Annotated in this window: 19 protein-coding genes; 11 read left to right on the forward strand and 8 right to left on the reverse strand. The window is 63.5% G+C overall.

Features of this window, described 5'->3' with window-relative positions:
* Positions 1–140 precede the first annotated feature (140 nt).
* Positions 141–548 carry a DUF2000 family protein gene (locus FJ977_RS07830; RefSeq protein ID WP_140771348.1) on the reverse strand — a complete coding sequence of 136 codons (408 nt, stop codon included), beginning with the start codon at positions 546–548 and terminating at the stop codon, positions 141–143.
* A gap of 52 nt (positions 549–600) precedes the next feature.
* On the opposite strand from FJ977_RS07830, the gene FJ977_RS07835 reads away from it, so the two are divergent.
* Complete coding sequence (locus FJ977_RS07835; protein ID WP_140770148.1) at positions 601–1,473, forward strand: AraC family transcriptional regulator; 873 nt, start codon at positions 601–603, stop codon at positions 1,471–1,473.
* A gap of 9 nt (positions 1,474–1,482) precedes the next feature.
* Here the strand turns inward: FJ977_RS07835 and FJ977_RS07840 are convergent, their stop codons facing one another.
* Entirely contained in the window at positions 1,483–1,953 is a 471-nt protein-coding gene (locus tag FJ977_RS07840; RefSeq protein WP_056569192.1) for a MarR family winged helix-turn-helix transcriptional regulator, read from the reverse strand.
* Between the two features lie 433 nt (positions 1,954–2,386).
* On the opposite strand from FJ977_RS07840, the gene FJ977_RS07845 reads away from it, so the two are divergent.
* Together FJ977_RS07845 and FJ977_RS07850 are read left to right on the forward strand one after the other, a co-directional pair.
* Positions 2,387–3,424 (forward strand): GTP-binding protein, encoded by a 1,038-nt coding sequence (locus tag FJ977_RS07845; RefSeq protein WP_140770149.1) that lies wholly within the window; start codon positions 2,387–2,389, stop codon positions 3,422–3,424.
* A 125-nt stretch (positions 3,425–3,549) separates the two neighbouring features.
* Positions 3,550–4,524 carry a WD40 repeat domain-containing protein gene (locus FJ977_RS07850; protein WP_140770150.1) on the forward strand — a complete coding sequence of 325 codons (975 nt, stop codon included), beginning with the start codon at positions 3,550–3,552 and terminating at the stop codon, positions 4,522–4,524.
* Between the two features lie 2 nt (positions 4,525–4,526).
* On the opposite strand, the gene FJ977_RS07855 is transcribed toward FJ977_RS07850, so the two are convergent.
* Positions 4,527–4,982: a hypothetical protein gene (locus tag FJ977_RS07855; RefSeq protein ID WP_140770152.1), complete on the reverse strand. Its 456-nt coding sequence runs from the start codon at positions 4,980–4,982 to the stop codon at positions 4,527–4,529.
* Between the two features lie 64 nt (positions 4,983–5,046).
* Here FJ977_RS07855 and FJ977_RS07860 point away from each other — a divergent pair, with 64 nt between their 5' ends.
* Positions 5,047–5,478, forward strand: a complete 432-nt coding sequence (locus tag FJ977_RS07860; RefSeq protein ID WP_140770154.1) for a MarR family transcriptional regulator — start codon at positions 5,047–5,049, stop codon at positions 5,476–5,478.
* A gap of 18 nt (positions 5,479–5,496) precedes the next feature.
* Here the strand turns inward: FJ977_RS07860 and FJ977_RS07865 are convergent, their stop codons facing one another.
* Positions 5,497–5,949, reverse strand: a complete 453-nt coding sequence (locus FJ977_RS07865; RefSeq protein ID WP_140770156.1) for a hypothetical protein — start codon at positions 5,947–5,949, stop codon at positions 5,497–5,499.
* Between the two features lie 157 nt (positions 5,950–6,106).
* Between FJ977_RS07865 and FJ977_RS07870 the strand changes: the two genes are divergently transcribed.
* The 4 genes from FJ977_RS07870 (at position 6,107) to FJ977_RS07885 (ending at position 11,696) form a co-directional block, all read left to right on the forward strand.
* Positions 6,107–7,489: an aspartate aminotransferase family protein gene (locus FJ977_RS07870; RefSeq protein ID WP_140770158.1), complete on the forward strand. Its 1,383-nt coding sequence runs from the start codon at positions 6,107–6,109 to the stop codon at positions 7,487–7,489.
* 11 nt (positions 7,490–7,500) lie between these two features.
* On the forward strand, positions 7,501–8,901 hold the full coding sequence (locus FJ977_RS07875; RefSeq protein ID WP_140770160.1) for a glutamine synthetase family protein: 1,401 nt from the start codon (positions 7,501–7,503) through the stop codon (positions 8,899–8,901).
* Positions 8,902–8,988: 87 nt separating this feature from the next.
* Complete coding sequence (locus FJ977_RS07880) at positions 8,989–10,224, forward strand: putative DNA modification/repair radical SAM protein (protein WP_140770162.1); 1,236 nt, start codon at positions 8,989–8,991, stop codon at positions 10,222–10,224.
* Positions 10,225–10,226: 2 nt separating this feature from the next.
* Positions 10,227–11,696: a UdgX family uracil-DNA binding protein gene (locus FJ977_RS07885; protein WP_140770164.1), complete on the forward strand. Its 1,470-nt coding sequence runs from the start codon at positions 10,227–10,229 to the stop codon at positions 11,694–11,696.
* A 218-nt stretch (positions 11,697–11,914) separates the two neighbouring features.
* Here FJ977_RS07885 and FJ977_RS07895 read toward each other — a convergent pair whose 3' ends face one another.
* From FJ977_RS07895 to FJ977_RS07910, 4 genes are all read right to left on the reverse strand, one after another.
* The gene (locus FJ977_RS07895; RefSeq protein WP_140770166.1) at positions 11,915–13,180 is read right to left on the reverse strand and encodes a glycerate kinase; all 1,266 of its coding nucleotides are present in this window, start codon (positions 13,178–13,180) and stop codon (positions 11,915–11,917) included.
* The gene (locus tag FJ977_RS07900) at positions 13,177–13,680 is read right to left on the reverse strand and encodes a heme-degrading domain-containing protein (protein WP_140770168.1); all 504 of its coding nucleotides are present in this window, start codon (positions 13,678–13,680) and stop codon (positions 13,177–13,179) included. Before FJ977_RS07900 ends, FJ977_RS07895 begins: the two co-directional genes overlap by 4 nt.
* A gap of 77 nt (positions 13,681–13,757) precedes the next feature.
* Complete coding sequence (gene guaD, locus FJ977_RS07905) at positions 13,758–15,071, reverse strand: guanine deaminase (RefSeq protein ID WP_140770170.1); 1,314 nt, start codon at positions 15,069–15,071, stop codon at positions 13,758–13,760.
* Positions 15,072–15,073: 2 nt separating this feature from the next.
* On the reverse strand, positions 15,074–16,291 hold the full coding sequence (locus FJ977_RS07910) for a urate hydroxylase PuuD (RefSeq protein ID WP_140770172.1): 1,218 nt from the start codon (positions 16,289–16,291) through the stop codon (positions 15,074–15,076).
* Between the two features lie 132 nt (positions 16,292–16,423).
* On the opposite strand from FJ977_RS07910, the gene FJ977_RS07915 reads away from it, so the two are divergent.
* The 3 genes from FJ977_RS07915 to FJ977_RS07925 all read left to right on the forward strand — a co-directional run bounded on the left by FJ977_RS07915 (position 16,424) and on the right by FJ977_RS07925 (position 19,721).
* Positions 16,424–17,344: a LysR family transcriptional regulator gene (locus FJ977_RS07915; RefSeq protein WP_140770174.1), complete on the forward strand. Its 921-nt coding sequence runs from the start codon at positions 16,424–16,426 to the stop codon at positions 17,342–17,344.
* Between the two features lie 122 nt (positions 17,345–17,466).
* A complete protein-coding gene (locus FJ977_RS07920) occupies positions 17,467–18,477 on the forward strand; it encodes an LLM class flavin-dependent oxidoreductase (protein ID WP_140770176.1) in 1,011 nt (336 codons plus the stop codon).
* Positions 18,474–19,721, forward strand: a complete 1,248-nt coding sequence (locus tag FJ977_RS07925; protein WP_140770178.1) for an LLM class flavin-dependent oxidoreductase — start codon at positions 18,474–18,476, stop codon at positions 19,719–19,721. Before FJ977_RS07920 ends, FJ977_RS07925 begins: the two co-directional genes overlap by 4 nt.
* The last annotated feature ends 4 nt before the right edge of the window (positions 19,722–19,725 follow it).

Consider the following 19,725-nt stretch of genomic DNA (forward strand, 5'->3'; position numbering starts at 1 on the left):
TGCAGGCCGGGGAAAAGCTGGGCTGGAACCCACCTTTGCGGGAATTGTGGCTTGCCGGCAAGCCAATTGTCGCCCGCTGCTGCGCCAAAGCCGGCTGGCACAACAACAGAAGCCGGCAGGCTTAGGCCAGGCTTCCCCTGCTATGCGTGCATGCGGGCGCCCTTGGTGATCTTGTCGACGAGCTTCTTCTCGGCGCGCAGCGCGACGCCGACCACCTTGGCGTCCTCGGGCGCGAACTCGGCGAAGACGGCGCGGTTGGCGGCATCAAAGCCGGTCGAGAACATCTCCTCGACATAGAGCGAAGTCGTCACGCCGCGCTCCAGCGCGCGCCGTTGGATCGCGCCTACCGTCGCCTGGTCGGCCGACAGCACGATGACCGGCTGTATCGACAGGGGGTTGTAGAGATTGCCGGCGCGGTCGCGATAGGGCTCGCCGATGATGTCGGGAAACTGCGCGACGATGCCGCTGGTCAGGAAGGCTGTGACATTGAGTTTCTGCCAGACGGGCAGGTCTTCCCGCAGGACGATTGCAAATTTCGTATCGAACATGAGAAAATAGACCATTCGAGGTTGGGCCTCGACTGCGAGGCCGAAGGAGACGATGGCGTTGGAACTAGACCGCCAGGCCTTCGAGGGTCTTGGACGTTTGTGCGCCGATGCGGCTGAGAACTGCATCATTTCCGCTCCCGACCCCGCGGGGATGGAGCGGATCGAGGCGCGGTTCCACGGCAGTGCCTTCGATCTGCATCGCCATGACACCTACGCGATCGGGGTGACGCTGCAGGGCGTGCAGACATTTCGCTATCGCAGTGCTGCGCGGATAAGCCTGCCCGGCCAGATCATCGTGCTGCATCCCGACGAACTGCATGATGGCGGCGCCGGTACCGAGGACGGTTTGCGCTACAGGATGCTCTATCTCGAACCGTCGCTGATGCTGGACTGCCTTGGCGGCGCGTCCCTGCCCTTCGTCGGGGATGCGGTGGTGAGCGACGACGCCTTCTGCGCAACGCTGCTCTCGGCACTGGGGCCGCTGCAACAGGAACTCGACGAGTTGTTTGTCGACGACTTCCTGACGCAATTGATGCAGAGCTTGGCGCGGCATGCCGGCCAGCCAGCGAAGCCGATGGCCAGGACGGCCTGGCGGGCCGCCGCCCTGGCGCGGGACTATCTCACGGAGAACGTCACGCGCCCCGTGCGTTCCGGCGAACTGGAAGCCATCACCGGACTCGACCGCTACGCCTTGTCGCGGCATTTCCGCGCCGCTTTCTCGACCAGCCCGCATCGTTTCCTGGTGATGCGCCGGCTTCAACACGCGCGGCGGATGATCACCGCCGGCGAACCCCTGGCGCAGATCGCCGTCGCGGCCGGCTTCACCGACCAGAGCCACTTCAACAGGCAATTCAAGAGGGCGTTCGGCATGACGCCGGGACGCTGGTCCTCGCTGATCAGGGATTCTGTCCCGGCGGCAGCCTGACCGCTGCGATCAGTCGTCCGACTCGGCGTCGTCGTCGATCAGCACCAATTCCTCGTTGGAGAGGTTGGCCTCGATGCGGGCAAGCAGCTTGAACAGCGCCTTCTGATCCTTCTTGTCGAGGCCCTTCAGCGCCTGCTTTTCGGTCTTCTTCACCGACTTCTCGATGGCGCGGATGGTTTCCCGGCCGGTGTCGGTGAGAAAGATGTGCGCCTGGCGGGCATCGGCTTCCGATGCGCGCTTTTCCAGAAAACCCTGCGCCTGCAGCCGGTTGATGGTCTTGGTAATGGTCGGCGGGCGCACGCCAAGGCGACCGGCAAGATTACCCGGCGTCTGGCCGTCCTCGCGGTCGAGCGCCAGCATGATCTGGTCCTGGCCGGCATAGAAGCCGTGCGCCAGAAGCCGGGCCGCCAACGCGGTTCTTGCCAGCCTGGCCGCCGAATGCAGCCGGCTCATTGTTGCAGTCTTGTCCGCCTTGGCCATGGTCATCCCTCTTCGGCCGTGCCGGTGCGTGGAGCATAGACGCAGCCGGCCGGTTGGCAATCGACGATAGAAAAGATTCCGGCGCTCCAAACAGCTTTGCCGGCAAGCATTGCGGTGTCCGCCGTGGTGATGCCAGATGTTTATTTCAGTTAGATGACAAACGAGTTTCTGAAATACCGGATTCACGGCGACCGCGTCCCAGGCGCGACGTGACATTGACAGCCCCTGCCAAGACGCCTCCCTTGTCGTTCCCGCCTTTCAGCATCGCCGAGGCGCGGATCTTTCCCCCGACAGTAACCACAGGGATAGTCATGGCCGGCCGCTTTGGCCCATTGGTTTACCCCGTGCAAAAGCCCGAAACACACCCTATATGGGACCAACAATCCCTTTTTCACGGCCTGGATTTTCAAGGCCCGGTCATTCGAGGCAAGCCATGAGCGACGCACAGACGCAGATCCCCGTAACCGTTCTCACCGGCTATCTCGGCGCCGGCAAGACGACGCTGCTCAACCGCATCCTGTCGGAGAACCATGGCAGGCGCTACGCCGTCATCGTCAATGAATTCGGCGAAATCGGCATCGACAACGACCTGATCGTGGAATCCGACGAGGAAATCTACGAGATGAACAATGGCTGCGTCTGCTGCACGGTGCGTGGCGACCTGATCCGCGTCGTTGAGGGCCTGATGCGCCGCCCCGGCCGCTTCGACGCCATCGTGGTCGAGACCACCGGTCTCGCCGATCCGGTGCCGGTGGCACAGACCTTCTTCATGGACGACGACGTGCGCTCCAAGACCAAGCTCGACGCCGTGGTGGCGCTGGTCGACGCCAAGCATCTGCCGCTCAGGCTCAAGGATTCCAAGGAGGCCGAGGACCAGATCGCCTTTGCCGACGTCGTCGTGCTCAACAAGACCGACCTTGTCACTCCGGAAGAACTCGCCAAGGTCGAGGCGACGATCCGCGCCATCAACCCGGCGGCCAGGATCCACCGCACCACGCGCGCCGGCGTCGCCCTGTCCGAAGTGCTCGACCGCGGCGCCTTCGACCTGTCCCGGGCGCTGGAAAACGATCCGCATTTCCTCGAGGCGCATGACGACCACCATCATCATGACCATGATCATGACGGGCATGACCATCATCACCATGACCACGCGCACGCTTCCGACATCCATGACGTGACGGTGCAGTCCGTGTCGTTGCGCGGCGGCGAGATGGACCCGAAGAAGTTCTTTCCGTGGATCGAGAAGATCACCCAGATGGAAGGTCCGAACATCCTGCGGCTGAAAGGCATCATCGCGCTCAAGGGCGATGACGAGCGCTATGTCATCCAGGGCGTGCACATGATCATCGAAGGCGACCACCAGCGCGCCTGGAAGGATGGCGAGAAGCATGAGAGCCGGCTGGTGTTCATCGGCCGCGAACTGGATGCCGAGCGGCTGAAGAAGAGTTTTGATGCCTGCCAGGCGGCTTGATTTCCAAGCCTTATAACGCTAGCGCTGCCTTTTTTCCTTCTCCCCTTGTGGGGGAAGGTTGGCGCCACACCTGGCCGCGCTGGCGACTTCCGGGGATGGCGACAAATCTCATTGGAACGGTTCTGATGCCCACAGTCGCCCCCCTCGATCTCGAAGGCCATTGCCTAGCCGCCGTCTTCCTTGGCGACGTGCCGCATTTCGCGCTGGCCGATGGTGCCATCCATAGGCTCGACAACGGCCACAAGACGACGCAGGCCAATGACGGGTTGCTCGCCACCTTCCACGATGCGGCGAACGATCGGCTGATCACCGGCGGCGAGGACGGCAAGGTGTTTGCCGTTGCTGCGGGCGGCAATGTCGGGGAATTGGCCAGCGCCGGAAAAAAGTGGATCACCAGCGTCGCCGCCGGGCCGCAGGGCGCCATCGCCTACGCCACGGGCAAGACCGCCTTCGTGCGCTTCGCCGATGGCAAGACCAGGGAATTCGCCCATCCGCGTTCGGTCGAGGGTCTGGCGTTTTCGCCCAAGGGCATGCGCTTCGGTGTTGCCCGCTACAATGGCGCGACGCTGCATTTTCCGGCCGCCGAGGGCAAGCCGGTGGAGCTCGAATGGGCCGGCGCTCACACCGGCATCACCTTCTCGCCCGATGGCGCCTTCCTCGTCACAACGATGCAGGAGAATGCCCTGCATGGCTGGAAGCTAGCCGACGGCAAGCACATGCGCATGAGCGGCTATCCCGGCAAGGTCAAAAGCCTGTCATGGAGCGTCAAAGGCAAATGGCTGGCGAGTTCCGGAGCCCCGGCGGCGATCGTCTGGCCGTTTTCCGGCAAGGACGGGCCGATGGGCAAGGCGCCGCTGGAACTCGGTACGCGCGGCAATACGATGGTGACCTGCGTCGCCTGCCATCCAAGCCAGGATGTCGTGGCGATCGGTTATGACGACGGCATGGTGATCGCCGCCCGTTTCGCCGATGCCAAGGAAGTGTTGTTGCGCCGGCAGGGCAAGGGCGCCATCACATCGATGATGTGGGACAAGGAAGAACGCCGCATCGCCTTCGGCAGTGCCGCCGGCGACTGCGGGGTTATCGACATCACGGCCTGACCTCACCGCGCCCGCGCGGCCAGCCGAAGAGGCTTGCGGCGCAGCGACAGCCCATCGCGCATGTTGAGCGACAGCAGTGCGATGTTCGTCGCGCCGGCTACCAGTTCGATCGTCTGGACGATCACGAAAAGGCTGTCGAAGCGACCGGCCGCGGCAAAGCCGCTGAGCAGGAAGGCCGAGGGCACGAGCACCAGCAATCCATTGGCGGCGATGATGCGCATGCGCCGCGCTTTGCGTGCCACGACCGGGCTCTTCCAGCCTTTGCCGAGTGAGAAGCCCGACGCGCCGGCGATGATCATCGCCGGTATGAGCACAGCCATGCCGGCCAGCACGTAGTTCTTGACCGCTGTGATCGCGGCCGTGTCGCCGAGCAGTTCAACAGTGGCCGTCGACAGCCAGAAAGCAGAAACCGTGACGAGGGCGACGGCGCCCGCCGCTGCATGAATTCTGGTTTTCATCTTCATCTCCATAGCAAGCTATATATCATTGCATAGCATGCTATTCAACCATTATCTGGTGGGCATGGCATTTCAGAAGGAACGATCCGCCGGATTCCTGGCCAACCACATGGCGCGGTTGTTTGCCAACGGGCTGCAGCAGCGCATCCGGCCGCTTGGCCTGGCGCCCGCCCAGTTCATGACGCTGCTGGCGCTGTGGGATGAAGATGGCCTCACGCAACGCGAGCTCGTGCGGCGTCTCAACGTGGAACAGGCGACAATGGCCAACACGCTGATCCGCATGGAACGTGACGGGCTGATCGAACGACGCTTGCACCCCGAAGACGGGCGCTCGCAGTCGATCCATCTCACCGCGAAGGCGGTTGGCCTGCGCGAGCCGGCGACACAGGCCGCGCGTTTACAGAACGAGGTCGCCCTGACCGGCTTCAGCGAAGACGAGCGGCTGGTGTTTCTCGACCTGATGCGACGCGCCATCGCCTCGATGCAGGCAGGCTGACACGACCGATCGGCGAGTCTACTCGGCTCCGCACGACACCTTGCCCGTCAATTCAGCCGGCTTGCCATCCTTGTCCTTGTCGGCGGTGCTGTCATAGACGGCAAGCGTGTACCGGCCGTCATAGACGCCTTCGTCGCTGGCCTTGGTCAGGATCGTCAGTTCGACTGAATCGAAGGTGTCCGCCACCTCGTGCTCGTGGTAGATGTTCAGCCGCAGTTCCTTGTCGTCCAGCCAGTACTGGGTCAGGTTGGAATCCTCGAACGCCGTCTTGCGCAATCCATCGCCAGCCGGCCTCGCCTTGATTTCGAGATCGCCGCGAAAGTTGAAGGTCGGGCCGCCCATGCCCCTGGTGACGCCGGCGCCGACGTCGAATGTCACCGCCGTATCGTCGACGTTGCACCAGATGCCGCCAGAGGCGAAGGCCGGGGCGGCCGACGCCAGAAGCATTGCCACACAGATGATTGTTCGCATCCTTGGTCCCCCACACCAATTCCCACTCTTATTGGCGCTGACTTCGACAGCACGGTCAAGCGGCGCTGCCAGACGCTGAGCCAATGCAGAACAGACGCGCGGCCAATTGCGGTTGCGGACATGGATTGGCTAAGAGGGACCAGCCAGAGGGGTTTCCATGCACAGCAGCGACAGTTCAACGACGTCCATCGGCGGCATCAGCCGTGACCGCATCGCACAATTGCGCGAGACCGAGGGGGCGGCCTTCCGCGCGGCGCGGCCGAAATCGCAAGCCAAGATCGGTAACGGCCTGCCGGGCTTCTTCGGCGGCGTGCCGATGCACTGGATGAATGACTGGCCGACACCGTTTCCGATCCTGGTCGACAGCGCCAGGGGCGCCACGATCACCGACATAGACGGCAACAGGCTGGACGATTTCTGCCTTGGCGATACCGGTTCGATGTTCGGCCATTCGCCGCTGCCGGTGGCGCGCGCCATCCGCCGCCAGGCCGGGCGCGGCCTGACCTACATGCTGCCTTCGGAAGACGCGCTTGCCATCGGGCCGCTGCTGCAGCAGCGCTTCGGCCTGCCGTTCTGGCAGATCGCGACCACCGCGACCGACGCCAACCGCTTCGCGCTGCGCGTCGCCCGCGCCGTCACCGGGCGCGAGAAAATCCTGGTCTTCAACGGCTGCTATCATGGCTCGGTCGACGAGACGATGGTGCGGCTGGTCGACGGCAAGCCGGTCAACCGGCCGGGGCTGGCGGGCGAATTTCGCGACCTGACGCGCACGGCCAAGGTCATCGAGTTCAACGACGTCGCCGCGCTCGAGGCCGCGCTGAAGGACCGGGACGTCGCCTGCGTCATCGCCGAGCCGGTGCTGACCAATTCCTGCATGGTGCTGGCCGACCCCGGATTCCATGACGCGCTGCGCAAGCTGACACGCGAAACCGGGACGCTGCTGTTGATCGATGAGACGCACACCATCTCGACCGGCCCCGGCGGCTACACCAGGAAATACGGGCTCGACCCCGACTTCTTCGTACTGGGCAAGCCGATCGCCGGCGGCGTGCCGGCAAGTGTGTGGGGCATGAGCGAGGAGGTCGCTTCCCGCTACGCCGACTACAACCGGACGAAAGAGCCCGGCTATTCCGGCATGGGCACGACGCTGTCGGCCAACCCGCTGCAATTCGCCACCATGCGCGCCACGCTCGAGGAGGTGATGACGCCGGAGAACTATGACCGCATGGATCATCTCGCCCGGCGTCTGGATGCCGGGCTGACCGGGGTGATCGACCGCTACCGCCTGCCCTGGCATGTGGCCCGTGTCGGGGCCCGCGTCGAGTTCATCTGCGCACCCGGCCCGTTGCGCAACGGTGCGGAGGCGGAAGGCGCGCACGCGCCGGAACTGGAAGCCGCCATCCATGTCGCGCTGGTCAATCGCGGCGTGCTGATCGCGCCCTTCCACAACATGATGCTGATCTCGCCGGCGACCACAGGCAGCCAGGTGAACCGGCTGATCACCGCCTTCGGCGCGGTTGCGGCAAAGCTTGCGGCATGAGACAAGCGGCCATGGACAATGCCATCGTGACCTCGCCTTCGGGCTCCTCGCCCACCGAGGCGCAAGCCTTTCTCGACACCCATCCCGAGATCGAGGCCTTCGATATCGTGCTGACCGACGCCAATGGCGTCGGCCGCGGCAAGATCGTGCGCCGGCATGAACTTAAAAGCATTTTCGAGGGCGGCCGGCACATGCCGATCTCGATCCTCGGCCTCGACATCACCGGCGAGGATGTGCACGAGACCGGGCTGATCTGGACCACAGGCGACGGCGACCTCCGGGCCTGGCCGATTCCCGGCACGCTGGTGCCGCTTTATGGAACCAGCCCGCCGCGCGGCCAGGTGCTGATGGCGATGTACCATCTCGATGGCCAACCCATGTCTTCGGATCCGCGGCTGGCGCTGGCACGGCAGGTCGATATCCTCGCGGCCAAGGGCCTTTATCCGGCCGGTGCCTTCGAACTGGAATTTTTTCTCCTGGCCAACGAGCGCGATGCCGACGGCAAGGTGCAGCCGGCGCGTGCCGTGCTCGACGGCCGCGTGTCCGGCAAGACGGAAGTCTATTCGGTCGACCATCTGCACGGCATGGAGCCGCTGTTCTCGGACATCTACGCTGCGGCCAAGGCGCAGGGCATTCCGGCCGAGACGGTTATTTCCGAATATGCGCCGGGCCAATACGAGTTGACGCTGAACTACCGCAAGGATGTGATGCGGGCGGCCGACGATCTGGTCATGCTGAAGCGACTGGTGCGGGCGCAGGCGCGCCGCCATGGTGTCACCGCCTGTTTCATGGCCAAGCCGATCGAGAAATATGCCGGCTCGGGCATGCATTTCCACGTCTCACTGCAGGACAAGGCCGGCCGAAACGTGTTTGCCGAGGCCGGCGGCGAGAGCTGGTCGCTGCCCCTGCTGCAGGGGCTCGGCGGCCTGATCCAGACGATGGCCGAATCGATGCTGGTGTTTGCGCCGCACGCCAATTCCTGGCGGCGCTTCGTTTCGCAGTCCTATGCGCCGGTGGCACCGACCTGGGGCGTCAACAACCGCTCGGTGGCACTACGCGTGCCGGCTGGCGACGCCAGGAACCGGCGCATCGAGCACCGGCCGTCCGGCGTCGACGCCAATCCTTACCTGATCGCCGCAACCGTGCTCGCCGGCATCATCAAAGGCCTCGATGAAGGGCTCGATCCCGGCCCTGAAACGACTGGAAACGGCTATGAAGCGGCCGTCACGCGTACGACGATGCCAGCGGATTGGCGCGCGGCGATCGAAGCGGCCAAAGCCTCCAGCTTCCTGAAAGGCGCGCTCGGCGAGGACCTGCACCGCACCTTCGTGGCAATCAAACAATCCGAATATCTGCGCGTGGCGCGCACGGTCAGCGAACTGGATTATCATCTCTACCTGCACGAGGTCTGATGGCTGAGTGACCAGGCGGCGATCACTTTTTCGCCGCCTGCATCAAATGAGGTAGCATACTGCCTCTCCAGAACATATCATGAACATATGAGCGCACTCACTGTTCGTGAAAAACTTGCGATCCTGTCCGACGCCGCCAAATATGACGCTTCATGCGCCTCTTCCGGCTCGGCGAAAAAGGATTCGCTGACATCCGGCGGCATCGGCTCCACGGAGGGGATGGGTATCTGCCATTCCTACGCGCCGGACGGGCGCTGCATTTCGCTCTTGAAAATCCTTCTCACCAATTTCTGCATCTACGATTGCAGCTATTGCATCAACCGTTCGTCCTCGAATGTGCGGCGAGCGCGCTTCAGCATCGACGAAGTGGTGAAGCTCACCATGGATTTCTACCGGCGCAACTATATCGAGGGCCTGTTCCTGTCCTCAGGCGTCATCCGCTCGCCTGATGAGACCATGGGCGAGATGGTCGAGGTGGCGCGACGGCTGCGGCTGGAGGAGAAATTTTCCGGCTATATCCATCTCAAAACCATTCCGGAAAGCTCTGCCGAACTGGTCGAGAAGGCCGGCCTCTATGCCGACCGGCTGTCGATCAATGTGGAGCTGCCGACGGACGAGGGCGTCAAGAGACTGGCACCGGAAAAGAAGCCGGAAACGATCCGCCTTTCCATGGCGAAGTTGCGCCAGAAGATGGAGGAGAAAGCCGAGCCGACACTTCGGACCAAAAAGCGCGAACGCTTTGCTCCCGGTGGCCAGTCGACGCAGATGATCGTCGGCGCCGACAAGACATCCGACGACGGCATATTGCATACCAGCGCCCGGCTCTATGGCAGTTATCATCTGCGGCGCGTCTATTATTCGGCCTTCAGTCCGATCCCGGATTCATCGTCGTCCCTGCCCCTGCAGAAGCCTCCATTGATGCGGGAGCATCGGCTTTACCAGGCCGACTGGCTGATGCGGTTCTACGGTTTCTCACAGCCGGAAATCCTGGCCGGCAGCAGCGACGGCATGCTCGATCTCACCATCGATCCAAAGCTCGCCTGGGCACTGCGCAACCGGGGGCGGTTCCCAGTCGACATCAACCGCGCCGACCGCGAAGCGCTGCTGCGAGTTCCCGGTCTCGGCACCAAGGTGGTGGCGAAAATCCTGGAAACCCGCCGCCACCGGCGCATGCGGCTCGAAGATGTCGGGCGGATTTGCCAGTCGATCGCCAAGCTCAGGCCGTTCATCATCGCCGAGGGTTGGTCACCGGGAGCACTCACCGACAAGGCGGGCTTGCGCGGCAAAATCGTGCAACCTTGCGAACAACTGGCGCTGTTTTGACCATGCGGCCGGCCGAGCTCAACCTGGCCCGGTATAGTGTGCGGCTCGACAGCGAGACTGATTTTGCCGGCTGGCGCGACGCGGCACGGCGGCTGGCGTTGAACGAGGTCCGGCCCGAAGACATCAGCTGGCATGCCGTATCCAACTCTGACCAGGGCCAGACGGACTTGCCAGCCATTCCTGCCGGTGCGCAGTTGGTCGTATCACGCGACTTCATCGCGCGTGCCGAAACCGCCTTCTGCCATTCCGACCCCGGCCGGTTCGCCTTTCTTTACCGGATGCTTTGGCGATTGCGCACGGAGCCGAAGCTGCTGGCGATCGCATCGGATCCCGATACCAGGCGGCTTGAAGCCATGGAAAAGGCGGTGCGGCGCGACAGCCACAAGATGCATGCCTTCGTTCGCTTCCGGAAGATCGGCGACGGCGACGAGGAGCGCTATGTCGCCTGGTTCGAGCCCGATCATTTCATCGTCGAACGCAACGCGGATTTCTTCGTCAGGCGCTTCACCGGCATGCGCTGGACGATCCTGACGCCGCACGCCTCGGCCGACTGGGACGGCGAAAGGCTGGCCATCGGACCCGGCGCCGCCAAGGCCGATGCCCCAGCACAAGACGACACCGAGGCGCTGTGGCGCACCTATTTCGAGAACATCTTCAATCCGGCACGGCTGAAGGTGAAAGCCATGCAGAAGGAGATGCCGAAGAAATATTGGCGGAACCTTCCCGAGGCCTCGCTCATTCCAGATCTGATCGCAGGAGCGGACAAGGCCGCCAAGGAGATGATTGCCAGAATGCCGACGACGCCAGCGCCGCATCACGCCAAGGTGCAGGCAAAGCATTGGCCGAAGCGTGAACCAACGCAGGCGCAGGAAGACGACGACGCCAGCAGCATTTCAGAGTTGCGCGAGGCCGCGAAAGGCTGCCGCCGCTGCCCGCTCTGGCGCGACGCGACGCAGACCGTGTTCGGTGAAGGGCCTGACAACGCCAGCGTCATCTTCGTCGGCGAACAGCCCGGCGACCAAGAGGACCTCGCCGGCAAACCTTTCGTCGGCCCGGCCGGCAAGGTGTTCGATTCGATACTGGACGATGCGGGCGTCGATCGCCAGAAAGTCTACGTCACCAACGCGGTGAAACACTTCAAATTCGAACCGCGCGGCAAGCGCCGCATCCATTCCAAGCCGAATGCAGGTGAGGTGCAGGCTTGCCGCTGGTGGATCGACAGGGAATTCGCGCTGATCAAGCCGGAGCTTGCCGTGGCGCTCGGCGCAACGGCTGCACTGTCATTGCTCGGCAAGGCAATCCCGGTGACGAAGATGCGCGGCCAGGTCATCGAACGCGAGGACGGCTTGCGCGTGTTCATCACCATCCACCCGTCCTTCATCCTGCGCATTCAGGAACCGGCGGAGAAGGATGCGGAGCGCGAGCGGTTTTTGCAGGATATGAGAGAGGTGAAGCGGCTGATGGCGGCTTGATCTGGCTGTCAGTCGGCGCCGCCCCTCATTGCCCTGCCGGGCATTTCTCCCCGTATAGTGACGGGGAGAAAGACGCGGTCATCGGCGCTTTCGCAAACTATTAACGTGGCAAGAAGGGTGCGCTTAGCTTCCTTCTCCCCGTCACTATACGGGGAGAAGGTGCCGGCAGGCGGATGAGGGGCAGCGCCAACGTTTGTGTGAAGAGCGCTGCATGCCCTCTACCAGATCAGGATTGCCCTCAAATCATTGACATTCGTGCCGGTCGGCCCAGGCACAAACAGATCGCCAACCGCATTGAAGGCCGTCCAGGCATCGTTGCTCGCCAGCATCGCTTTGGCATCCACACCCGCCGCGCGCATGCGCGACACGGTCGAGCCGTCGGCGAAGGCCCCGGCATTGTTTTCAGAGCCATCGATGCCGTCCGTATCGGCGGCCAGCGCATGGATATTTTCGGCACCGTTGATGCCGACAGCGAAGGCGAGCAGGAATTCGGAATTGCGGCCGCCCTTTCCCTTGGCGCGTAGTGTCACCGTGGTTTCGCCGCCGGACAGGATCAGCACCGGCTTCTGGAAAGGCCGGTCGCGCGTCGCGACTTCGCGCGCGATCGCGGCATGAACTCCGCCAACCTCACGCGCTTCGCCCTCGATAGCATCAGAGAGGATGACGGCTTCGACGCCTTGCCGCTTCGCTTCCACTGCCGCCGCCTCCAGCGACACACCGGCCGAGGCGATCAAGTGAACCTCATTGCGCGAAAAGCGCCGATCGCCGGGATCCGGCGCATCGGCCGCCGGCGAATTGATATGCGCCATCACCGAGGCCGGCAGGTTCATGCCATAGGCCGATATCGACGCCAGCGCGTCTTGACGGCTGCCGGTATCCGGCACGGTCGGGCCGGAGGCGACAAGGGCCGGATTATCACCGGGAATGTCGGAGACAACCAGCGACACCACCTTGGCCGGCCATGCGGCGGCGGCCAAGCGGCCGCCCTTGATGGTCGAAAGATGCTTGCGGATGGTGTTCATCGCCGCGATCGGCGCTCCGGAGGCGAGCAGCGCCTCGTTGACGGCGATCTCGTCGGCCAGCGTCAGGCCGGCGGCCGGCGACGGCAGCAGCGCCGAGCCGCCACCGGAAATCAGCGCCACGACCAGATCGTCCTCAGTGAGACCCTGGACCTTGGCGAGCAGGCGCCGCGAGGCCTCGAGGCCGGCGGCGTCCGGCACCGGATGCGCCGCCTCGATGATCTCGATGCGCTCGCATTTGGCGCCATAGCCATAGCGGGTAACGACCAGCCCTTCGATCGGCCCATCCCAGATTTTCTCAAAGGCCGCCGCCATCTGCGCTGAGCCTTTGCCCGCGCCTATAACAATGGCGCGGCCTTTAGGCTTCGCCGGCAGATGGTCCCGGATGGTCCGCTCCGGATCGGCGGCGGCCACCGCGGCTTCGAAGATGGAGGTGAGAAAGGCCTTGGGATCGCGCACGGTCATTCGGATTCCGAAGGTAATGCCAGCCCACGACTGTCGATACCGAGATGGTCGCACAGCGCATCGACTACAACGCCGTGATCCTCACGCTCCGGCAGACCGGACACAGCAATCACGCCAATGACGCCGGCGCCCCTGACGGTGACCGGAAAGCCGCCGCCGGCGAGCACATAGTCCGAGATGTCGAGGCCCTCGCCGACCTTGAAGGTGCGGTCCGGGCGCTGCTGTTCCAGCACCATGCGATAGGTGCTTCTGAGGAAACGCCTGACGACATTGATCTTGCGCCGCGCCCAGTCGGGATTGGAAGCGTTCGACCCCGGCATGGCAGCATAGAACAGCGGCCGGTCCCACAGCCTGATGTCGACGATGATGGGCAGGTTTTCGGCGAGCGCACGCTCGCGGATGGCTGAACCGATCTTGAAGGCGACGGCCTCGTCGAAGGCGGGAAAGACAAGGGTTTCTTCCTGTCTCCTGATCAGTGCGATGTCGTCAGCAACGGCCATGTCGTTCCCCTGTCAACTTCGCCGCACGCTTTGACCTAAGGCTGCCGCCGGGTCAAGCAAGGAACGCACCTGACATTCTAACTCGCCATGTCGCTCTTGGCAGCCCGCCCCGCGACATAGACCTCGTGCACGGCGCGGTCGTCGCCCAGCGTCTGCAGCAGAAACAGTTCCTGCGCCAGCGTCTGCGCCGTTTCCATCCTGAGCCGCATCGCCGGCGTCGCCCTGGCATCGAGGACGACGATGTCGGCATCGGTGCCTTCGTCCAGCGTGCCGATCCTGTCAGCCACCGACAGCGCCTCGGCATTGCCGCGCGTGATCTGCCAGAAGGACTGGAACGGGTTGAGCTTCTCGCCGTTCAGGGCGATCACCTTGTAGCCTTCGTCCATGGTGCGCAGCATGGAATAGTTGGTGCCGCCGCCGACATCGGTGGCGGCGGCGATCCTGACGGCTTTGTCACGCGTGCGGTAGCGCTGATAATCGAACAGGCCGGAACCGAGGAACAGGTTCGAGGTCGGGCAGAACACCGCTACCGAGCCACTGTCCGAAAGCGCGTCCGCCTCACGCTCCGACAGATGGATGCAGTGGCCGAACAGGCTTTTCTTGCCCAGCAACCCGTAATGCTCGTAGACATCGGTGTAGTCGCGCGACCAGGGGTAGAGTTCCTGGGTGAAGGCGATCTCGGCGTGGTTTTCCGACAGATGCGTCTGCATGTGCAGGTCGGGATGCTCGCGGCAGAGCACTCCGGCCATCTCCATCTGCTCCGGCGAGGAGGTGATCGCGAAGCGCGGCGTGATGGCATAATGCTGGCGCCCCTTTCCGTGCCATTGCGCGATCAGCGCCTTGGTGTCGTCATAGCCGGATTGCGGCGTGTCGAGCACACCGTCGGGTGCATTGCGGTCCATCATCACCTTGCCGGCGATGTTGAGCATGTTGCGGTCATGCGACTCGGCGAAGAAGGCTTCGGCCGACGCCTTGTGCACCGAACAATAGGCGACCACCGTCGTCGTGCCGTGGCGCACCATCTCGTCGAGGAACAGGCGCGCTATGCGGCGGCCGTGCTGCGCGTTGGCGAACTTCGTCTCTTCCGGGAAAGTATAGGTGTTCAGCCAGTCGAGCAGTTCGGCACCATAGGACGCGATGATCTGCATCTGCGGGAAATGCGCATGGGTATCGATGAAGCCCGGCAGCAAAAGATGCGGCCGGTGATCGATCTTTTTTACACCCTCGCCGGCCTGTTTCTCGACATCCGCATAGGCGCCTGATGCAACGATCCGGCCGTCGTTGATCAGCAGGCCGCCATCTTCCTCGTAACGCCAGGCCGAATGGTCATCGATGGTCTGCGGCCAGCGCACGAAGGAAAGCGTGCGGCCGCGCAGAAGTGTCGAGGTCATGCCTATTTCCCCGCGCCTTCGAACCAGGCCACCAGCAACGCCCGTTCCTTGTCCGATATCTGCGAGACATTGGCGGGCGGCATGGCGTGGCTGCGGCCGGCCTGCAGATAGATCTCGCGGGCGTGGTCGGCTATGTTGGCGTCGGTATCCAGCATCACGCCCTTGGGCGCGTGGTAGATGCCTTCATAGACCGGTTCCTGAGCATGGCACATCGAGCAGCGGCCGAGCACGGTGTCGCGCACCGCCGGGAAATGCGCCGAGGCGATATAGACTTCCGCCGAAGCCGACGCCTTCGGTTCGCCGGTCAACACCTTCGGCACGGTCGACAGCCAGATGATGATGATGAACAGGACAAGGGCGCCGAGCCACGTCCAGTGCGGATTGCCGGCACGCTTGTGCACGGTGTTGAAATAATGCCGGATAAGCACGCCGATGATGAACACCAGCGAGGCGATGACCCAATTGAACTGCGTGCCGAACGCCAGGGGGTAGTGGTTCGACAGCATCAGGAACAGGACGGGCAGCGTCAGATAATTGTTGTGAAGCGAACGCTGCTTGGCGATCTTGCCGTATTTCGGATCGGGCTGGCGGCCGGCGATGAGGTCGGCGACGACGATCTTCTGGTTGGGAATGATGACCATGAAGACGTTGGCCGACATGATCGTGGCGGTGATGGCGCCCAGATGCAGGAAGGCGGCGCGCCCGGTGAACAGGTGGGTGAGCCCCCAGGCGATGAACACCAGCACGCAGTAGAGCACCAGCATCAGGCCGGTATCGCTTTTTCCAAGCGGCGAACGGCACAGCAGATCATAGACCACCCAGCCGACGCCGATCGTGGCCATGGACAAAAGGATGCCGACCGGCACCGACATCGGCAGCACATTGGGATCGATCAGGAACAGGTCGGCGCCGGCATAGTAGACCACGCACAGCATGGCGAAACCGGACAGCCAGGTGGCGTAGGACTCCCATTTGAACCAGGTCAGATGCTCGGGCATCTCGGCCGGCGCCACCAGATATTTCTGGATGTGGTAGAAGCCGCCGCCATGCACCTGCCATTCCTCGCCGAAGGCGCCGACTGGCATGCCGGGACGCTGGCGCAGGCCGAGATCGAGCGCGACGAAATAGAAAGACGAGCCGATCCAGGCGATGCCGGTGATGACATGCAGCCACCGCACGGCGAAGCTCAGCCAGTCCCAGAAAATCGCGAAATCCATCATTGAAGTCGTCCCTGCCGATTGGGTGACTTTACGGTGTGGCGCGCAAACGGAAAGAGGCGAGGTGTACGATGACTTTCAAAAAAAAATGGAAAATACTAGGCTGATCGCCGAAAAGCGGCGAAGGTGCTCCGTATGGCCTATCTCGACAACATCGCCGTCTTCGTCCGCGTCGTCGAACTCGGCAATCTGTCGGCGGCGGGGCGCGACATGCGCATTTCGCCGGCGGTCGCCTCCAACCGCATCAAGGAGTTGGAGAAGCATCTGGGCGTGCGGCTGTTCAATCGCACGACGCGGCAATTGATGCCGACCGAACATGGCACGGTTTTCTACGCCGGCGCCAAGCAGGTGCTGGAGGCCATCACCGAGGCCGAGGCCGCCGTCTCGGCACTTTCCGGCCAGCCGCGCGGCACCATCCGCGTGACCGCGCCGCTTGGCCTCGGCCGGCGGCTCGTCGCCTCGGGCATTCCCGATTTCCACGATAAGTATCCCGATATCGAAGTGCGGTTGAGGCTCTCCGACCACAATGTCGACATCATGAAGGAAGGCATCGACGTCGCCTTCCGGCTTGGCATCATCGAGGATTCCAGCCTGCGGATGCGCGGCATCATGGAATGCGAGCGCGTGCTGGTGGCGGCACCGAAATATCTGGAAGCGCGCGGCGAGCCCGTGGAGCCGCAGGAGCTGATCGGACGAAAGCACGACTGCCTGATGCTGCGCTATTCCGGCGCGCGCGAATATGTCTGGACGCTGCAGACCCCCACCGGGCCCCAGAAATTCGAAGTGCACGGACCTTACGACACGGATGACGGCGACGTGCTGACCGGCTGGGCGCTGTCGGGACGCGGCATCATCAACAAGCCGCGCTTCGAGGTCGAACCGTTCATCCGCGACCGGCGATTGAAGGTGATCCTGGCCAACACACCACCGACGCCGGTACAGTTTGCCGCGGTCTATCCGCATAAGAAGCTGCAGGACCCGAAAGTGCGGCTGCTGCTGGATTTCATGGCCGAGCGCTGCCAGCGCCTGATCAACGACATTCTTGCTGGTAAGTGATGGCTGACTGGAAACCAATTGCTGGCCGGCAAGTGAGCGGCAGTTGGCCCAGCGTCAGCGGTTGCCATCGCTGCGGGCGGCGAACATAGTCCCGGCTCCATTTCGTCTCGCAGGAACCATCGATGGACAACGGCGCCACAATGCATCTTGCCGTTTCGCTGTTGCCGGGGACTTCCGACCTAACGGGTGAACCGGAATTCCGCCGCCTTGTCCGGTTTGTGCAGCAAGCCGAAGCGGCAGCGCTGGACCTGGTGCTGCTTGCCGATTCCGCCCCGGCTTCCGACAGCGGTACAGTGAACAATCCGATGCCCTTCGAAGCAACGACTTTACTCGCCGCGCTGGCAACGGTGACGAGCCGGATCGGACTGGTCGCGGCGGCCTCGATAGTCGCCCACCAGCCCTACAATCTGGCGCGCCGTTTCGCTTCGCTCGATATCATCAGCCATGGCCGCGCCGGCTGGAACGCGACGATGGCGCGGAGCCCTCGCGAGGCCGCGAATTTCAGCCGGCCGGAAGGATTTTCCGACACCGACTTTCGCCGCCGCGGCGAGGAATATATCGGCATCGTTCAGGGCCTGTGGCAAGGCTGGGATGCGGATGCGCTGCTGTTCGACAAGACCGGCGGACGCTTCCATGATCCCGAAAAAATGCACCTGCTCGACCACAGGGGCGAGTTCTTCTCCGTGCGCGGGCCGCTGAACGTCGCGCGTTCGCCGCAGGATACGCCGGTGCTAGTGTTCTCCGGTCTGTCGGAGCCTGACCTGGATATTGCGGCCCGCATCGCCGATGTCATCTTGCTGGAGAGCGGGTCGGTCGAGAACGCGAAAGTACGCTATGATGATCTGAAGCGTCGCGCCACGGCGGCTGGGCGCGATCCGGATGCTGTGAAGGTGCTGACGAATATCTCGCTAGCGCCCGATGACAGCTCGGCCACCTTGGCCGATAGGCTGGAAACCCAATTTCGCGCAAGAAGCTGCGACGGGTTCAGCATCCAGTTGTCACAGCTTTCGGTATTCGACGATTTCATCAATCGTGTCGCGCCGGAGTTGCGGCGCCGCGGCCTTCTTCGAGAGACCTATTACGGCACGACGTTGCGCTCGCATCTTGGCCTTGCCGGCGGAGGTGAGCAATGAGCGCGCAGATGAAGCTCGGCGCCTTTCTGTGGGCAACAGGCCACCACATCGCCGCATGGCGCCATCCGAAGTCCCATGTGACGGCTGGCATCGACATCGACCATTACATCCAGCTGGCGCGCACGGCGGAAGCGGCCAAGTTCGACATGATCTTCTGCGAGGACGCCGCCGGGCTGCGCGAGGCCAATGTCGGCATCGCCAGCCAGACGTCGCGCTCGATCGGCTTCGAGCCGATCAGCCTGCTTTCGGCGCTGGCCGTGCAGACCAGCCGCATCGGCCTCGTTTCCACCGCCTCGACAAGCTACAACGAGCCCTACGGCCTGGCGCGGACGTTTCTGTCGCTCGACCATCTGAGCGGCGGCCGCGCCGGCTGGAACCTCGTCACTTCGGCAAGTCCGATCGAAGCCGCCAATTTCGGTGCGACAGGTCTCAAGCCCCATGCCGACCGCTATGAACGAGCGCGCGAATTCGCCGAGGTCGTCACCGGCCTTTGGCACGGCAAGGCGTCCGGCCACGACGACCAGAGCTTTTCGGTGCGCGACCCGCTCGACCTGCCGCGCTCGCCGCAGGGCGCGCCGGTCATGGTCCAGGCCGGCGCCTCGGATGTCGGCCGCGATCTTGCCGCCCGCACTGCCGACGTGGTGTTCACGGCGGCGCAGACCTTCGAGGAAGCGAAGGCCTTCTACGACGATCTCAAGGGACGCATGGCGACCTATGGGCGCGAGCCTGACGACATCAAGATCATGCCCGGCGTCTCGCCCGTGGTGGCGGAAACCGAGACTGAGGCCCGCGAGAAGCATGAGGAATTGCAGGAACTGATCCCCGACGATGTCGGCGTGGCGCTGCTCTCCAGCTATCTCAGCATCTCCGATCTTTGGCGCTATCCGATCGACGGGCCGCTGCCCGAACTGCCGGAGAGCGAGGGCATGAAGAGCCGCCAGGCGCTGGTCGTCGAACAATCGCGCCGCGACGGCCTTTCCATCCGCCAGCTTGCCCGCCATTTCGCCGGCGCGCGCGGCCATTGGCGCATTGTGGGCACGGCGGCGCAGGTCGCCGACGAGTTGCAGGCGCGGTTCGAGGGTGGTGCCGCCGACGGCTTCAACGTGATGCCGTCTTATTTCCCGGGCGAGCTCGATGCCTTCGCCACGCTGGTGGTGCCGGAACTGCAGCGGCGCGGTCTGTTCCGCCGGGACTATGAAGGCCGAACGTTGCGCGACCATCTGGGTTTGAAACAGCCGGCCTGAGCCG

It is taken from the genome of Mesorhizobium sp. B2-1-3A, from assembly GCF_006442655.1.
Lineage (GTDB): Bacteria > Pseudomonadota > Alphaproteobacteria > Rhizobiales > Rhizobiaceae > Mesorhizobium.

Bases quoted from the DNA above. Each gene is read 5' to 3' on its own strand.
- FJ977_RS07875 (WP_140770160.1), top strand. From the start codon at position 7,501: ATGGACAATGCCATCGTGACCTCGCCTTCGGGCTCCTCGCCCACCGAG.
- FJ977_RS07885 (WP_140770164.1), top strand. From the start codon at position 10,227: ATGCGGCCGGCCGAGCTCAACCTGGCCCGGTATAGTGTGCGGCTCGAC.
- FJ977_RS07850 (WP_140770150.1), top strand. From the start codon at position 3,550: ATGCCCACAGTCGCCCCCCTCGATCTCGAAGGCCATTGCCTAGCCGCC.
- FJ977_RS07830 (WP_140771348.1), bottom strand. From the start codon at position 548: ATGTTCGATACGAAATTTGCAATCGTCCTGCGGGAAGACCTGCCCGTC.
- FJ977_RS07880 (WP_140770162.1), top strand. From the start codon at position 8,989: ATGAGCGCACTCACTGTTCGTGAAAAACTTGCGATCCTGTCCGACGCC.
- FJ977_RS07895 (WP_140770166.1), bottom strand. From the start codon at position 13,180: ATGACCGTGCGCGATCCCAAGGCCTTTCTCACCTCCATCTTCGAAGCC.
- FJ977_RS07855 (WP_140770152.1), bottom strand. From the start codon at position 4,982: ATGAAAACCAGAATTCATGCAGCGGCGGGCGCCGTCGCCCTCGTCACG.
- FJ977_RS07845 (WP_140770149.1), top strand. From the start codon at position 2,387: ATGAGCGACGCACAGACGCAGATCCCCGTAACCGTTCTCACCGGCTAT.
- FJ977_RS07900 (WP_140770168.1), bottom strand. From the start codon at position 13,680: ATGGCCGTTGCTGACGACATCGCACTGATCAGGAGACAGGAAGAAACC.
- FJ977_RS07840 (WP_056569192.1), bottom strand. From the start codon at position 1,953: ATGGCCAAGGCGGACAAGACTGCAACAATGAGCCGGCTGCATTCGGCG.
- FJ977_RS07870 (WP_140770158.1), top strand. From the start codon at position 6,107: ATGCACAGCAGCGACAGTTCAACGACGTCCATCGGCGGCATCAGCCGT.
- FJ977_RS07915 (WP_140770174.1), top strand. From the start codon at position 16,424: ATGGCCTATCTCGACAACATCGCCGTCTTCGTCCGCGTCGTCGAACTC.
- FJ977_RS07920 (WP_140770176.1), top strand. From the start codon at position 17,467: ATGGACAACGGCGCCACAATGCATCTTGCCGTTTCGCTGTTGCCGGGG.
- FJ977_RS07865 (WP_140770156.1), bottom strand. From the start codon at position 5,949: ATGCGAACAATCATCTGTGTGGCAATGCTTCTGGCGTCGGCCGCCCCG.
- FJ977_RS07860 (WP_140770154.1), top strand. From the start codon at position 5,047: ATGGCATTTCAGAAGGAACGATCCGCCGGATTCCTGGCCAACCACATG.
- guaD (WP_140770170.1), bottom strand. From the start codon at position 15,071: ATGACCTCGACACTTCTGCGCGGCCGCACGCTTTCCTTCGTGCGCTGG.
- FJ977_RS07910 (WP_140770172.1), bottom strand. From the start codon at position 16,291: ATGATGGATTTCGCGATTTTCTGGGACTGGCTGAGCTTCGCCGTGCGG.
- FJ977_RS07835 (WP_140770148.1), top strand. From the start codon at position 601: ATGGCGTTGGAACTAGACCGCCAGGCCTTCGAGGGTCTTGGACGTTTG.
- FJ977_RS07925 (WP_140770178.1), top strand. From the start codon at position 18,474: ATGAGCGCGCAGATGAAGCTCGGCGCCTTTCTGTGGGCAACAGGCCAC.